Source organism: Diplocloster agilis (assembly GCF_019042275.1).
GTDB lineage: Bacteria > Bacillota > Clostridia > Lachnospirales > Lachnospiraceae > Diplocloster > Diplocloster agilis.
Genome location: NZ_JAHQCW010000029.1, coordinates 64,203 through 79,868, shown reverse-complemented (window position 1 = coordinate 79,868; position 15,666 = coordinate 64,203). Strand labels below are relative to the sequence as shown.

Sequence of the window (15,666 nt, the reverse complement as noted above, 5' to 3'; positions counted from 1 at the left end):
GGGCAAGAGCCTCTGAACCGGGAACACATCACGTGTTCCTGGTGAATAGGCTCGGTTCCTGAACCCGGCTTTTCGATTTCACTTAGCGGGTGCCAGCACTAGCCCTCCGCGCTCCCGGGGAGCCACAAATGAATCCGGCTGCCCGGAGCATCCCGGGACACCGACATGCACCCCGGCCCTGAGCAGCGGGCATACCCAAACCCGAGGAAGAACCTATTCCGGTACTCCGACCGGCAGGTATTACAGTCCTTCGGTCTCGATCTGTACCTTATCCAGATGCCAGATTTCATCCACGTACTGCTGTATCGTACGGTCTGAAGTAAATTTTCCGCAGCTGGCGGTGTTCAGGATCGCCATCTTGGCCCAGCGCTTCTCGTCCCGGTAAGCCGCTTCCACCTGTCTGTGGGCATCGGCGTAAGGTTTGAAGTCTTTGAGAATAAAATACGTATCGGCCCGCTCCGAGCTCTTGGTGTTCAGCAGGGAATCGTAGATATCCCGGAACATTTCCATATCGCCGTTGGCGTAAGTCCCATTGATCAGCTGCATCAGTACCTTCCGGATATCCTGGTCGTTGTTGAAGATATCCATCGGATAGTATCCGCCGTTTTTCTCATACTGAATGACTTCATCGGACCGGAGACCGAAGATAAAGGCATTCTCCTCGCCCACTTCTTCCACGATCTCCACATTGGCTCCGTCCAGGGTTCCAAGGGTAACGGCCCCGTTCAGCATGAATTTCATATTGCTGGTACCGGAAGCTTCCTTGGAAGCGGTGGAGATCTGCTCGCTGACATCCGCGGCCGCGAAGATCATCTCCGCGTTGGATACCCGGTAGTCCTCGATGAATACTACTTTGATCTTTCCGCCTATGGACGTGTCATTATTTACCACATCCGCCACGGCGTTGATCAGCTTGATGGTCAGTTTCGCCCTCCGGTAGCCGGCCGCAGCCTTCGCCCCGAAGATAAAGGTCCTGGGATAGAAGTCCATATCCGGATGCTCTTTGAGCTGGTTGTACAGATACATCACATGCAGGATGTTCAGCAGCTGCCGCTTGTATTCATGCAGGCGCTTTACCTGTACGTCGAAGATGGATCTGGGATTCACTTCGATGCCGTTGTGCTCATATATATATTTGGCCAGCCGCTGTTTGTTCTGGTATTTGATATTCATGAATTCCTGCTGGGCCTTTTCATCATCTGCGTAGACCTTCAGCCTGGAGATCTGCGGCAGGTCGGTGATCCACTCGTTGCCGATATGATCCGTCACCCAGGCCGCCAGCATCTGATTGCCGTGCAGCAGGAATCTTCTCTGGGTGATCCCGTTTGTTTTATTGTTGAATTTCCACGGCATCATCTCATAGAAGTCTTTTAACTCCTGGTTTTTCAGGATCTCTGTGTGCAGCTTCGCTACACCGTTGACCGAATAGCCGGAGGCAATGGCCAGATGCGCCATTTTTACCTGTCCGTCATAGATAATGGCCATTTTCTTGATCTTATCCTGGTTACCGGGATATTTCTGCTGGATTTCCATGATGAATCTGCGGTTGATCTCCTCGATAATCTGATAGATTCTGGGCAGCAGCTTGGAGAACAGCTCAATGGGCCATTTTTCCAGCGCTTCCGCCATAATCGTATGGTTGGTGTACGCGCAGGTCTTCGTGGTAACCTCCCACGCCTCATCCCATTCTAAGCCCTCTTCGTCCATCAGGATACGCATCAGCTCTGCGATGGCCACGGTGGGATGGGTGTCGTTCAGCTGGAACGTCACTTTTTCGTAGAATTTGTGGATGTCGCTGTGTTTCTTTTTATATTTTTCGATGGCCGCCTGCACGCTGGCAGATATGAAGAAATACTGCTGTTTCAGCCTCAGCTCTTTTCCGGCGTAGTGGTTGTCGTTGGGATACAGTACCTCCACGATGGTCTTCGCCAGGTTCTCCTGCTCCACCGCCTGGTGGTATTCCCCCTTGTCGAATTTATCCAGCTGGAAGTTGTTGATCGCCTCCGCATCCCAGATCCGCAGCGTATTTACCACATGATTGTTATAGCCGACGATGGGCATGTCAAAGGGAATCGCCAGTACGGACTGGTAATTTTCCTGGATGAATTTCATTTTGCCGTTGGGCTCCATCTCCACCCGCACGTAACCGCCGAATTTTACTTCCTTGGCGTACTCGGGTCTTCGAAGCTCAAAGGGATATCCGTCTTTCAGCCACTGGTCCGGTACTTCGATCTGGTAGCCGTTTTCGATCTTCTGCTTGAACATTCCGTAGCGGTAGCGGATACCGCATCCATAAGCCGAGTATCCAAGAGTGGCCAGGGAATCTAAGAAGCAGGCCGCCAGACGGCCCAGGCCGCCGTTGCCAAGGGCGGGGTCGGGTTCCTGGTCCTCGATGGCGTTCAGGTCGAATCCCAGCTCCTCCAGAGCTTCCCGCACCTGGTCATAGGCCATCAGGTTCAGCAGGTTGTTGCCAAGGGCCCGGCCCATCAGGAATTCCATGGACATATAGTATACGGTCTTCGGGTCTTCCTTTTCATAGGTCTTCTGGGTAGCCAGCCAGTCGTCGATGATAACGTCTTTTACCGCATAGGACACTGCCTGAAATACCTGCTGGGGCGTGGCCTCCTCCAGGGTTCTGCGGTAGAGAGTTTTTACATTGTCTTTCACACTCTTTTTAAAAGTTTCTTTATTAAACATTTGATTGGTCAATAATCATTACCTCCTTCTTATGGCAGAAGCCTATTGTCTCTCCACTCCCAACAATACCTTCTCCCCATTGATATTCCACTCTTTCGTATATCCCTTTACCGTCTCCTGGGTCAGGGATACGGCCAGCACTTCTGCCTTTATGTCATCCGCGTGTTCTGTCATAAGCTCTGCGATTTTCTCGTTCTGCTCGTAAGTGACGCCGATCTTATCGGTCACCTCGAAACCGGCTTCTTTTCTCATGGTCTGGATTTTGCTGATGATCTCACGGATAAATCCTTCCTCCAGCAGTTCCGGGGTCAGGTTCGTGTCTAACACTACCGTCACGTCCGCGTCCTGTTCCGATACATAGCCTTCCATCTGCGCCGTGTCGATCAAAAGGTCCTCTTTTAATAATACGACCTCCTGACCGTTAATATTCAATTTCAGACTGCCGCTTTCGTTTAATTCATCCATGGCAGAGTTCCCGTCCACAGCCGCAAGAGCCTGCTTGATACCGCCTAAAAGCTTGCCGTACTTCGGTCCCACCGTTTTTAACTGAGGTTTGAAACTGTAGGAGGTAAAGCTTCTGACGTCCTGGGTAAAGCTTAATTTTTTCACATTCAGCTCATCTTCGATGATTTCCTGGTAGAACTCAGGCAGGGTAAAGGATGCTTTGATAAACATCTGTCCTATGGGCTGGCGGTTCTTGATATTGGCGGAATTCCGGCAGGCGCGGCCCATAACCACCACTTTTAATACCGCGTCCATATTGTCTTCCAGCTCTTTATCGATCCAGGCTTCCTCTGCCTTCGGGAAATCACACAAATGCACGCTTTCCGGAGCGTCCGGGTCAATATTGCAGACCAGATTCCGGTAGATATCTTCCGTCATAAAGGGAATCATGGGCGCGGCGGCCTTTGACACGGTTACCAGCGCGGTATAAAGCGTCATGTAGGCGTTAATCTTATCCTGCTCCATTCCCTTCGCCCAGAATCTCTCGCGGCTTCTTCTGACATACCAGTTGCTCATATCGTCCACGAATTCCTGCAGCGCTCTGGCGGCTTCCGGAATCCGGTAATTGGACAGATTGTCATCCACTGCCTTTACCAGCGTGTTCAGTTTGGACAGCAGCCATTTATCCATAACCGGCAGCTTCTCATATTCCAGTTTGTATTTTGTCGCGTCGAACTGGTCGATGTTGGCGTACAGCACGAAGAACGCATAGGTGTTCCACAGGGTACCCATGAATTTCCTCTGGCCCTCGGTTACCGCTTTTCCATGGAAGCGGTTCGGCAGCCAGGGCGCGCTGTTGATATAGAAATACCAGCGGATCGCGTCGGCTCCGTAGGTATTGAGCGCGTCGAAGGGATCCACCGCGTTTCCTTTGGATTTACTCATCTTCTGCCCGTTTTCATCTTGGACATGTCCCAAAACGATTACGTTCTTGTAGGGCGCTTTGTTAAAGATCAGCGTGGAGATAGCCAGCAGGGAATAGAACCATCCTCTGGTCTGGTCCACCGCCTCGGATATAAAGTCCGCGGGGAACTGCTGCTCGAACAGCTCCTGGTTTTCAAACGGATAGTGATGCTGCGCAAAAGGCATGGCCCCGGAGTCGAACCAGCAGTCGATCACTTCCGGCACACGGCGCATTTCCTTCCCGCATTTCGGACAGCGGATGGTCACGTTGTCGATGAACGGACGGTGCAGCTCGATGTCGTCCGGGCAGTTATCGGACATTTCTTTTAATTCCGCGATGCTGCCGATGGAGTGCATGTGGCCGCATTCACATTCCCAGATGTTCAGAGGTGTTCCCCAGTAACGGTTCCGGCTGATTCCCCAGTCCTGCACATTCTCAAGCCAATCCCCGAAACGGCCCTTACCGATGCTTTCCGGAATCCAGTTGATGGTGTTGTTATTCCGGATCAGGTCCTCTTTGACATCTGTCATCTTGATGAACCAGGACTCTCTGGCGTAATAGATCAGAGGCGTGTCACATCTCCAGCAATGAGGATAACTATGCTCGAAATTAGGCGCGGAGAACAGAAGGCCTCTGTCTTCCAGATCCTTTAATACCAGAGGGTCCGCTTTCTTACAGAACGTTCCCTCCCAGGGCGTCTCCTTGGTCATCTCTCCTTTGGCATCCACCAGCTGCACGAAGGGGAGATCATATTTTCTTCCCACATTAGAGTCATCTTCACCGAACGCGGGGGCAATGTGAACGATACCCGTACCGTCGGTCAGAGTGACATAATTATCACAGGTTACATAGAAAGCTTTCTTATTCGGTTTGACAAATGGAAAGAGCGGCTCGTATTCCTTATACTCCAGATCTTTTCCCACATAAGTCTCAAGCACTTCCACGTCGCCTTCCAGCACGCTGTCCGTCAGCGCCTGCGCCAGGTAATAGACTTCGCCGTTATTTTTCACCTTAACATAAGTCTCCGACGGGTTTACGCATAACGCCACGTTGGACGGCAGCGTCCAGGGCGTAGTCGTCCAGGCCAGGATATAAGCGTCCTCGTCTTTTACCTTGAACTTCGCGATGGCGGATTTTTCTTTGACATCCTTATATCCCTGCGCCACCTCGTGGCTGGACAGCGGGGTTCCGCAGCGGGGGCAATAGGGTACGATCTTAAAGCCCTTATACAACAGGCCTTTCTCCCAGATCTGCTTTAACGCCCACCACTCCGATTCGATATAATCGTTGTGATAGGTTACATAAGGGTGCTCCATATCCGCCCAGAAACCTACGGTAGCGGAGAAATCCTCCCACATGCCCTTATATTTCCAGACGCTTTCCTTACAATGGCCGATAAAAGGCTCCAGGCCGTATTCCTCGATCTGCTCCTTGCCATCCAGTCCCAGCTGTTTCTCCACTTCCAGCTCCACCGGCAGTCCATGGGTATCCCAGCCTGCCTTCCTTGGAACCATGTGTCCCTTCATAGTCTGGAAACGGGGAATCATATCTTTGATAACACGTGTCAGCACGTGTCCGATATGGGGTTTTCCATTAGCTGTCGGCGGTCCGTCATAGAATGTATAAGTTTCACATCCTTCTCTGTCTTCCATGCTCTTCTCAAAGATGTGATGATCTGCCCAAAATTTTTCTGTCTTTTTCTCCCGTTCCACAAAATTCAGGTCGGTTGATACTTTGTCGTACAATTGAATTCCCTCCTTAATGTAATGTAAAAGCTGACTTATTCAAATAGGAGCCATTTCCTACAGAATAAAAAAAGCCTCCCTCCTGCGAACAGGACGAAGGCATCGACTCCGTTGTACCACCTATTACCGCATACCATCATACGCGTTTCCGGTAACGGCGGAATACCGTCAGTCCCTACTGCCCGCCGGGCGGTTTTCAGGCTGAGACTCAGGAGTGATCTTCGGAATATTCCGACTGGCACCGGGCTTTCACCATCCCCGGCTCGCTGCTGCGTTTAGAATATCTTACTGTCTCCGTCTACGTTTTTTCCTATCCATATTATAGTAGCTATACGCTAACATATTATAAGTCCGAAAACCGCATTCTGTCAAGGAAAACCCTTATTTTCAGGGCATTTTCAGGCCTTTTCAGGCCAAAAGAGCCGCATAATTTTTAACATTGTGGTCATCCTATTCGAAAAGTTGTCAATTTTCAGAACCGTTATACTTTCGTTCCAATCTGTCCTTTCAATCGTTTTTTGTTTCCATTTTCAACCATATTTGTAATCTTGCCATCTGTCATAAAATGACATATAATGTAAATATTACAAAATTGTTAATTAAGGAGTTTATCTAACTATGAAATATAGATTACGATCCCTATTTGCTCTGGGACTTTCTGTCCTGCTTTCTTTTTCGATTGTTCTGACCGCACAAGCCACAGAAGCAGACACCTCTGATCTCCCTGATTCCAATCAAGCCGGGGAATCCCCCGCTGCGGACACTCCTGATTCCTCCGCAGACATCTCCTGGCCCCAGGGACCGGAGATCGAGGGCGAATCCGGTATTGTCATGGAAGCATCCACAGGTACCGTATTGTATGATAAAAATATGCATGACCAGCATTATCCGGCCAGCATTACAAAAATACTGACGGTACTTCTGGCCCTGGAAAACTGTTCCCTGGACGAGATGGTGACCGTACCTTATGAAGCGGCGTATATGCCGGAAAAAGGGTCCCATATCGCGCTGGATGACGGAGAACAGCTCACCATGCTGGACTGTCTCTATGCCATGATGCTGGCCTCCGCCAATGACGCTGCCTATGCAGTGGCGATCCACATTGGCGGCACGATCGAAAACTTTGCCGATATGATGAACCGGCGCGCGCAGGAACTGGGATGCACCGATTCACACTTTACCAACTGCAACGGGCTCTTTGATGAAAATCACGTTTCCAGCGCTTATGACATGGCGCTGATCACCAGGGAAGCGTTAAAACACGATACCTTCCGCCAGGTGTCCGGTACCGTATTTTATGAAATTCCTCCCAGCGACACGCAGCCCGATCTGATCCCCATGTACAATCACCACAAAATGCTTACCAATTCCAAATATCACTATGACGGGGCTTTCTCCGGAAAAACCGGATATACCAATATAGCCAGAAATACGCTGGTAACCTGCGCTTCCCGTGGCGGCATGGAGCTGATCTGCGTAACCATGAAGACAGAGGGCAGACAGGTCTATGTAGATACGGCATCCCTGTTAGATTTTGGTTTTGACCAATTCCAAAAAATAAATATAGCCCAAAACGAATCCGTTTACAGCCAGCCTGCCGTTTACCAGGAATCTTCTCTGATCAAAGACAATTCCATGCTTCACGTCTCCCCGGATGGCTATGTTATCATTCCAAACCATGCCTCTTTTTCGGATCTGACGGAAGAACTGGTCTACGGCCCCGGCAAATACAAAGAATCCTCCGTGGGTCTTCTGAATTTCCGGTACGGCGACCGGATCGTGGGATCGGCCGGTTTGGAACTGACCGCTCCGACGCTGCCCAGATATACCTTTGCATCCGTCAGCACCTCCGCTCCCGCCGCCGACAGCGGCGCCGCAGGCTTAACCCCGTCCCAGGGGACTGAGAAAAAAAGCACAGGAAAAACAGCGGTCTATATCATAGCCGCCGTTATCCTTGTCTTAGCTCTTATCTTTGGTATATGGGTCTGCGTGGTCAAATGGCAGCGTTGCAAGCGGCAGCGCGCCCGAAGCAAATGGAAAAAGGAATTTTATTCTAATTTGGAAGACCTGGATGATGAACGGTAGAAGACTATTATAATTCCACTACCATATGCCGGTTCCTGGCTTTTTCCGCCGCGAAGCACATCACATGGGCCTGCAGGCTCTGGGCCGCCGTCGTCTTATTCTGAGCGGTTTCCTCCGCCTGTACCGCGCGCACGAAGTCCCGGATCAGATAGAAATCCCCGCCTCCGTGGTTATAGCTGTTTTTCACCTTCGGCATCTCTACCGTGATACGGACGGGATCGGGATCGTTGAAGACCTGATAGATGATCTCGTTTTTCTCCATGTCTCCGATCAGTTCCCCTCTGGTACCCATGATTTTCAGCGTCCGGTTACAATCCTCCGTAAACGCGGTCATCACGAAACTGGCCGTGGCGGAGTTTTCGAATTCCAGATTTACTACCTGATGATCCACCACGTTATTGTCACAGTGGTAGACACAGCGGCCGTAGGGGCCTGACTCCAGCGCTTCCAGAATTCCCTTTCTGGTGGTGTCCGTTGTGATCGCGCTTACGAAGCCGTCCTTTTCGGCCCGGGGATGCTCCAGATAAAAGCGGGGCGCGTAATAGGGGCAGGCCGCCGCCGCGGGACATCCGTCCAGGCATCGCAGGGGAGCCTTATCAGGCGCGTTTTCCGGTTTGAAGTGCGTCAGGCTTCCAAAGGAGGAGACCCGGCTGCACCGGGAGTCCATCAGCCAGGATATGATATCCATATCGTGGCAGCTCTTCTGCAGCAGCATGGGACTTGTGGTCTCACTGTTGTTCCAGTTGCCCCGGACGAAGCTGTGGGCCTGATGCCAGTAACCCACGTTTTCGATCTGCTGCATGCACAGCATCTGTCCCAATACCCCGTCGTCCAGCAGCTGTTTGATTTTCGAGTAAAAGGGGGTGTACCTGAGCACATGGCAGACGCTCAGGACAAGCCCGCTTCCTGACGCCGCCTGTTCGATCTGCCGGCATTCCGCTTCCGTGTTCGCCATCGGTTTTTCCAGGAGTACATGGTACCCCAGAGTGAGGGCCTGAACCGCCGGTTTTGTGTGCATGTCGTCCATCGTGCAGACCAGGCATGCGTCGGCAAATTTGGGCTGCCCCAGAAGCTGTTCCCAGCTCTCACAGGCGTGTTCCGCCGCGATTCCGTATTCTTTCACAAACTGTTCCCGCCGAGCCCGGTCAGGCTCAGCCACTCCCACGATCTGAAATTCTTCGGGGCATTCCTTTGCGTAATGGGCATAGATATTGCCGCGGGCGCCCGCCCCTAATAAGATAGCTGTTTTACGTTTCATAATTTCCTCCAGCGGCGCATGTAATGCGCCATAAATGCGTTTCCAATACCTAAATCTGTACCTTTTAGTTGGCCCTATAGCTGACTCAGCAGATCCGAATAGGAGGTCTGAACCAGCCCCATATTCCATGAGCTGTCGCTCTTCTTTTTTCCGCCATACCAGAGCTTCAGCTTATCTCCCGCTTCATCCAGCAGGAAGGACGCCCGGTAGATGCAGAAGTCGTCCCACGCGCCTTCCGGACCCGGGTCCAGCACGGCGCTGCCAAATGTTCTCCACCCCTGCCCGGGATCTTTGCGGGCGTAGAACAGGCTGCAATAGTCGCAGTTTGTACCGTTCGGATACGCGGGATAAAAGGCGTGCAGTACGTCCGTGTCAGGGTTTCTCCATACACTGATATGCCAGATCTGGTGGCCGGGCTGCGCCAGGTCGTTACATGTGGTTTCTTCTTCCCAGACCAAGCCGTCCCGGGAGGCGCGGCTGCGCACCTTATTATTCTGATTCTCAAATCCGGTATTCCCGGAATCCACATACCACATCCGCCAGCTGCCGTCCTTCATCTGCTGTATGGCCGGTGACAATATGCTGTACCTCTGATCGGGATCTTCCAGGACGACCCGGGGCCCCTCCCAATGGCTGCCGTCCCGGGACCGCAGGAGCTTTACCCAGGAACGCCTGATATCATCCGCCTCCACATAGTACAGGCGCAGTTCTTTAAGCTCCGGCTCATAACAAAGTTCCACATCACAGTTATGGCCTACGTCCGGGCGCGGTACCAGCGGGTTGGTAACCCCCGCGGGAGCCTGCCAGGTACGCCCGTCATGGGACACCAGTATGGACGGATCTTCATATCCTCCGTCATTGAAGGGATACGGGGTCATGGCCATCCAGTATTCATACCCCTGAAAGCCATCGGGAAAATATAGGACCGATGGGTGGGTCGTCTGGTTCGAACCGTCATAGGACGGGATTAATTCGGGTGTGGCTGCATTTTTTAGTATCGCCATAAATGAACCTCCTTGGTCATGCTTATTAAGAAACAAACTTGTTAAAATTCAGTTTATCAAGAATCTAGTTTATTAAGAGTCCGGTTTATCAAGAATCCAGTTTATCAAGCGTCCGGTTTATCAAGAATCCAGTTTATCAAGCGTCCGGTTTGTCAATAATCCAGCGCATTCAGGAACTCCGTAAAATCCCGCTGGGACAGTCCGATATGCCAGGAGGAATCTTCCTGTTTTTTGGCGCCGTACCATACCTTCAGCGTGTTTCCTTCCATCAGCATAGAGGACCTGTATATGCAGTAGTCGTCCCATGCCCCGGTGTTGCCGGGTTTTAAGATCGGTTTGCTGAAAAACTCCCATTTGTTCCCGGTGCTGTTCACCGCGAAAAACAGTTTGCAGGAATCGCAGTCCGTGCCGTTAGGATAAGCCGGGAATACCGCGTAATAGCTGCCGCTGGCCGCATCATAGTGTACGTCGATATGCCAGATCTGGTATCCGGGCTGTACAAAGTCCGTACAGGTGGTGGCCGCCGACCAGGAGATTCCATCTGAGGATGTACGGTATTTTACCGTATTGCTCTGGTTATTCCAGCCTGTGTTCCCCGCGTCCACATACCACATCATATAGGTGCCGTCCGGAAGGATTTCAATAGACGGGGACAGCATACTGTATTTTTTAACCAGATCCTTTAATACGGTCACCGGCGCCGACCAGTTCACGCCATCCGTGGTACGGATCATTTTTATCCTGGAACTGATGATGTCATCGGCGTCCACATAATACATCCGCAATTCGTCGGTATTTGGAACATAAACCAGATCTACATCACAGTTATGGCCCTTGCTGGGCGTATCGATCAGCGGGTTGGTCACGCCCTGAGGCACCACCCAGTTTATTCCGTCATTGGATGCGACAATCGAGGGGTTCTCCAAAGCCCCGTTGTTAAACGGATACGGGGTCATGGCCATCCAATAGGTATAACCGTTCCATGGCTGGTCAAACCGGACTACAGAAGGATGGGTCGGCTGGTCGGTTCCCTCATAGGTGGGAATACTAAGCGGCGCGGCTGCGTTCTGCAGAGGCTCATAACTACTCAGATCCGCGACTTTTTCTAAAGTAACGTCATCCAGGTAACCGTCGCCTGTTCCGCTGTTCTGCCGGAATCCGAAAATAGTTGCACTATGATTGGACTCCCCGGTGTTAAATGTAACCGTGATCTGTCTGTACTGCGTGTCTGTAGTAGTGGAAAAAATCTCGCTCCCCCCATAATTTTTAACACCCAGTGTCATCACGGAACCCGCGTTTGACACTTTTACCCAGGCCCGCAGCACATATTTACTGTTAGGCTCAACGGGAATATTCTGTTCATAGCTGCTGTTCTTCGCCAGTTTAGCGGCATAGTCGCCGGAGTGCTGGTTTTGATTTACAACGGAAGCGCTGTTGTATGCCCCCCACGGGTAAGCGGCTCCGCTTTCGAATCCCGCGTTATCCACAAGGTTTGGTGTTGTACCGCGCGTGTATAAGATACTGTCCACATCGATATAACTATCCTGTGAAGAAGCGCTTTTCTGTCCCTTGCACACGATCCGCAGCGTATGTTCTCCGGGCGCGAGATCCACCGCGCTGAACAGCACCTGCTGATAAATATTCCGGGCATTATAGCAATCCACAGTTTCCTTCAAAACGCCGTCCAGATAGACATCGGCCAGTCCATAGTTGACATCTTTTTGTCCAAGCCAGGCTACCGCGGTACCTTTGAACGAAATAGCGGCTGCGGCTCCCGCACTCTTCGTATAATGTGAGTCGCCGGAATAGCCGCCGGTACATGCGGTATCATAGGTCCAGCTTCCCAGATAAGCGATTTTCCGGTCATTATCATTAATCTGAAGCTGAACACCCTGCTCCGGTGTTGCAAAAGCGCTTTCATGGGCCCCGATATCCGGCTGTCCATGGTATAGCGCGCTGCCCCAGAAATCAAGGCCTCCGTTTTCGGACATCGCTGCCCCCGCGTTAATACAGGGGGAAGACGCGTTCAGCCGATACCCCGGCAAGCGGTCTGCGCTTAAGAAATCGATTCCCGTTCCCCCGGATCCAGGGGATACCAGCATGGGATCGGCAATGATGTTACCCGATCCGCCGGGCTTGTTGCCGGTGCCGTAAAAGCAGTTATTCGTAAAGACAGCATTTCCCGGATTATAAGCACCTGTTCCCAGGTTGTAGAATATATTATTGGTGTATTTAACATTGCTGCCGGCCGACGCGAAATGACTGTCCTGAATTTCCGTGGAAAGGCCCTGGCCTATATAAAAAGTGTTGTTATAAGCGTTGACATGGAGCTTGGAATTACTGGAGAACATAAACAGCCGGCTCAGGTCATTCTGGCTAATATTGTAGCGTACCACCGTATTGACCGCGTCCCCCATGTCCAGGAAGAACCCGCCTTCGTTATCGTGGCTGTAATTGTATTCAAACACCACATTTTCGCACTTGATATCAGCGTCAAAAGCCATACCGTCGTTATTGCCGGGCAGGAACCGATGGGTATTATACACTTCATTGTACCGGAATACGGAGTTTTTACAGAATGCGCCCCAGATCCCGGCGTAACAGCCGTATTGGGCACTGCTGCCGGCTCCACCATTGGCAGCTCCGTCACACACATTGTATTCGATCACGGCTCCGTCCACATTTTTGGCCACTATGCCGTCGCCCTTCACATTCCGTACCGTGTTCCCGGCGATATATACATTCGTGGAATAACCAAATGACGCGTCCCACACGTTACGGTCTTCATTGTATGTATAGGTGGTAATTCCGCCTTTACACAGGTCATGCACGTAATTGCCCTCTATACGCACATCATTATATTTGGAAGAAGATCCGTATCCGGTGACGCTGATCCCCCCGAAAAGGCATTCCACATCACTGTTGGTATCTTTGGAAGGAATGTTGAACACTTCACAATTGTTAATGTAAATATGCTCAATCGTACCTTGGTTTTTATTTTCCACCCAGATACCGGTACGGCGGTCGTTGTTGTGAGTCACGCTGCTGCTGATACGCAGATTGCTGATTTCCCAGTAACCTTGGTTAATCAGGGATACCACTTTCTTATCCGCCTCACCCCCGAGGATCAGCGGTTTTTCGCCCTGTCCGTACATATCCAGCTGAATAGGCGCTCCCGCGCTGCCGGAACCTTTGGGCGCGAGTCCGCCGTTCCAGGTACATCCGGCTTTTAGCAGAATCCGGTCGCCCGGCTGAAAAACTGTGGTATTAACCTTGTCAAGAGTTTTCCAGGCAGCCGCCTCGGATAAGCCCGTGTTGGCATCGTCCCCGGCGGTTTCGTCCACGTAGTAGACCGCAGGGCCGGCGGCCGCGGCAGGTTCAACGGTATCTGCAGCTTCACCAGAATTTAAGGATGGTTCCGCCGTTGGTATGGCGGATGGTTCTGCTGTTTGATCTTCTGTTCTTTCTTCTGTTGGTTCGGCAGACGGTTCCATAGAGTCCGCGGCTTCGGGAGATTCCCCGACATCTGCAAAAGATATGGAACTAAAGGATATAACGAGACAAACTGTAAGTATCAAAGCCATAATTTTTCTAAAATGATTCATAGTAACCTCCCCGTTTTATTATATAGTATAAAGCACCTCTTACCCTTTTACCGCGCCGGCCGTCAAACTTTTGATAAATACTTTCGAACAGGCACAGAATAAAAGGATGGTCGGCAGCACCGACACCACGATGGCAGAGAACATGCCGTTTCGGTCCATGGAATAGGTGCCCTTAAACTGGCCCAGCAGGGCCGGTATCGTCATTTTGCTCTTGCTGGTGAGCAGCAAAGACGCGAAATAAAACTCATTCCAGTTGTTTAAAAACGCCAGAATCGCTCCGGTGGCGATGCCCGGCTTGGCCAGCGGGAATATGATACGCCAGAACGTCTGGGAATAACCGCACCCGTCAATCTGGGCGGCCTCCTCCATTTCCCGCGGGATGGTGAGGAAATAACTGCGGATGACAAAATAAGTGATCGCGATATTTAAGCCGCTGTATACAAAGATCACCGCCGCCCGGGTATCCTGCAACTGGAACGAACTCATCATCCGGTAAATCGGAAAGCTGATGGAGATCGAGGGCACATACAGCGTCGACGCGAACATCAGCGTCACCAGTCCTTTTCCCCTGAAATTCATTCTGGCGGAGACATAGGCAGCCATCGTAACCGCCACTGTGCTGATGGCCGTGGACAGCGTGGTTATGAACAGTGAGTTTGCGAAATAGGCCCCGATGTTCAGTTTCGTGAAAATAGAAATATAGCCGTCAAACTTCCATGGGTGCGGAAGCCCCAGCCCTCCCGGCACTTCTTTAAAGGATGAGATAAAAACCCATATGAGAGGATAAAGGGATACCACCAGCACGATGAACATGACCAGGTAACACAGAATCGTACCGGCTGCCCCGTGGCGGCGCGCAGTTTTTTTTGATTTGCTCATAATTTTCCGCTCCCCCTCTATAAGTCCGATTCATTGGTGCGCAGCAGCTTATTAATGCTGATTACAAGAACGAGGCCGATAATGACCTGGATCACGCCCGCCGCGTTCCCCAGCGCAAAGTTTAGTTTTGTGCTGCCCATAGACGTCTGGTATACATACAAACTCAGACTGTAAGTAGCGCCGTCAGGCCCACCCTTGGTCAGCAGGAACAGCTCATTGTAGAGCAGCAGGCCATAATTGCACGCCAGCACCAGCACCGTGCCGATCATCGGTCTAAGCAGGGGCAGTGTAATCCGCCGGTCGGCCTGGAAGTCCGACGCCCCGTCGATCCGGGCCGCCTCGTACAGTTCCTGCGGGATAGCCGATATCTGCGACATCAGCAGCAGGCAGTTGGTCCCCCCGAACAGAATATAGGAGAAGGTGACGCCCCAGAATGCGGTTCCCGGTTTCGCCAGGATATTAAGGGGCAGATCCGGGTTAACCAGATGGACCAGGTCTGTGATCAAGCCGTTAGCAGGATCATACAGGTTCAGGAAAATCAAACCGATGGCGGCTGTGGAAATAATATTGGGTATTAAAAAGACATTTCGGGTCAGCGCCCAGCCTTTTCGTTTTTTACTTAACACCAGCGCCACCAGAATAGAAAACGGCACCTGAATGACGGCGGTAAGGCCAATCCATTTCAGGGAGTTGATAAGCGCCGTTTTAAAATGGGTATCTTTTGTAAACAGACGGATAAAGTTATCAAATATATGGTTCCAGCCTAAGAATTCCGGATGCAGGAGATTCTTATAGTTCCACTCGCAGAACGAACTCCCAAAAATATTCACCAGCGGATAGGCGTAGATTGCAAAAAACAAAAACATCCCCGGCAGCAAAAAAGCAAGAATAAATAAGCTCCTGCGCCAGTTTTTCTTTTTGCCCGTTTTCAGCACGGCAGACTCCCTCCTTTGATACCGGTCGGCTTCAAAGCAGCAGGGCTTGC

Annotated in this window: 8 protein-coding genes; 1 reads left to right on the top strand and 7 read right to left on the bottom strand. The window is 51.3% G+C overall.

Annotation, left to right across the window (positions count from 1 at the left end):
- Positions 1–240: 240 nt before the first annotated feature.
- Together KTH89_RS16450 and ileS are read right to left on the bottom strand one after the other, a co-directional pair.
- Positions 241–2,697: a glycogen/starch/alpha-glucan phosphorylase gene (locus KTH89_RS16450; RefSeq protein WP_238722427.1), complete on the bottom strand. Its 2,457-nt coding sequence runs from the start codon at positions 2,695–2,697 to the stop codon at positions 241–243.
- Positions 2,698–2,739: 42 nt separating this feature from the next.
- On the bottom strand, positions 2,740–5,850 hold the full coding sequence (gene ileS, locus KTH89_RS16445) for an isoleucine--tRNA ligase (RefSeq protein WP_238722423.1): 3,111 nt from the start codon (positions 5,848–5,850) through the stop codon (positions 2,740–2,742).
- Between the two features lie 618 nt (positions 5,851–6,468).
- Between ileS and KTH89_RS16440 the strand changes: the two genes are divergently transcribed.
- Positions 6,469–7,935, top strand: a complete 1,467-nt coding sequence (locus KTH89_RS16440) for a D-alanyl-D-alanine carboxypeptidase family protein (protein ID WP_238722422.1) — start codon at positions 6,469–6,471, stop codon at positions 7,933–7,935.
- A gap of 7 nt (positions 7,936–7,942) precedes the next feature.
- Here the strand turns inward: KTH89_RS16440 and KTH89_RS16435 are convergent, their stop codons facing one another.
- The 5 genes from KTH89_RS16435 to KTH89_RS16415 all read right to left on the bottom strand — a co-directional run bounded on the left by KTH89_RS16435 (position 7,943) and on the right by KTH89_RS16415 (position 15,616).
- The gene (locus KTH89_RS16435; protein ID WP_238722421.1) at positions 7,943–9,193 is read right to left on the bottom strand and encodes a Gfo/Idh/MocA family protein; all 1,251 of its coding nucleotides are present in this window, start codon (positions 9,191–9,193) and stop codon (positions 7,943–7,945) included.
- A 74-nt stretch (positions 9,194–9,267) separates the two neighbouring features.
- Complete coding sequence (locus KTH89_RS16430; RefSeq protein ID WP_238722420.1) at positions 9,268–10,197, bottom strand: glycoside hydrolase family protein; 930 nt, start codon at positions 10,195–10,197, stop codon at positions 9,268–9,270.
- Between the two features lie 152 nt (positions 10,198–10,349).
- Complete coding sequence (locus KTH89_RS16425) at positions 10,350–13,802, bottom strand: carbohydrate binding domain-containing protein (protein ID WP_238722419.1); 3,453 nt, start codon at positions 13,800–13,802, stop codon at positions 10,350–10,352.
- Between the two features lie 39 nt (positions 13,803–13,841).
- The gene (locus KTH89_RS16420) at positions 13,842–14,681 is read right to left on the bottom strand and encodes a carbohydrate ABC transporter permease (protein WP_158345324.1); all 840 of its coding nucleotides are present in this window, start codon (positions 14,679–14,681) and stop codon (positions 13,842–13,844) included.
- A gap of 17 nt (positions 14,682–14,698) precedes the next feature.
- Positions 14,699–15,616: a carbohydrate ABC transporter permease gene (locus KTH89_RS16415; RefSeq protein ID WP_238722418.1), complete on the bottom strand. Its 918-nt coding sequence runs from the start codon at positions 15,614–15,616 to the stop codon at positions 14,699–14,701.
- Positions 15,617–15,666: the final 50 nt, after the last annotated feature.

Coding starts and splice junctions, on each gene's coding strand:
- KTH89_RS16440 (WP_238722422.1), top strand. CDS start 6,469: ATGAAATATAGATTACGATCCCTATTTGCTCTGGGACTTTCTGTCCTG.
- KTH89_RS16425 (WP_238722419.1), bottom strand. CDS start 13,802: ATGAATCATTTTAGAAAAATTATGGCTTTGATACTTACAGTTTGTCTC.
- KTH89_RS16435 (WP_238722421.1), bottom strand. CDS start 9,193: ATGAAACGTAAAACAGCTATCTTATTAGGGGCGGGCGCCCGCGGCAAT.
- KTH89_RS16420 (WP_158345324.1), bottom strand. CDS start 14,681: ATGAGCAAATCAAAAAAAACTGCGCGCCGCCACGGGGCAGCCGGTACG.
- KTH89_RS16450 (WP_238722427.1), bottom strand. CDS start 2,697: ATGTTTAATAAAGAAACTTTTAAAAAGAGTGTGAAAGACAATGTAAAA.
- KTH89_RS16430 (WP_238722420.1), bottom strand. CDS start 10,197: ATGGCGATACTAAAAAATGCAGCCACACCCGAATTAATCCCGTCCTAT.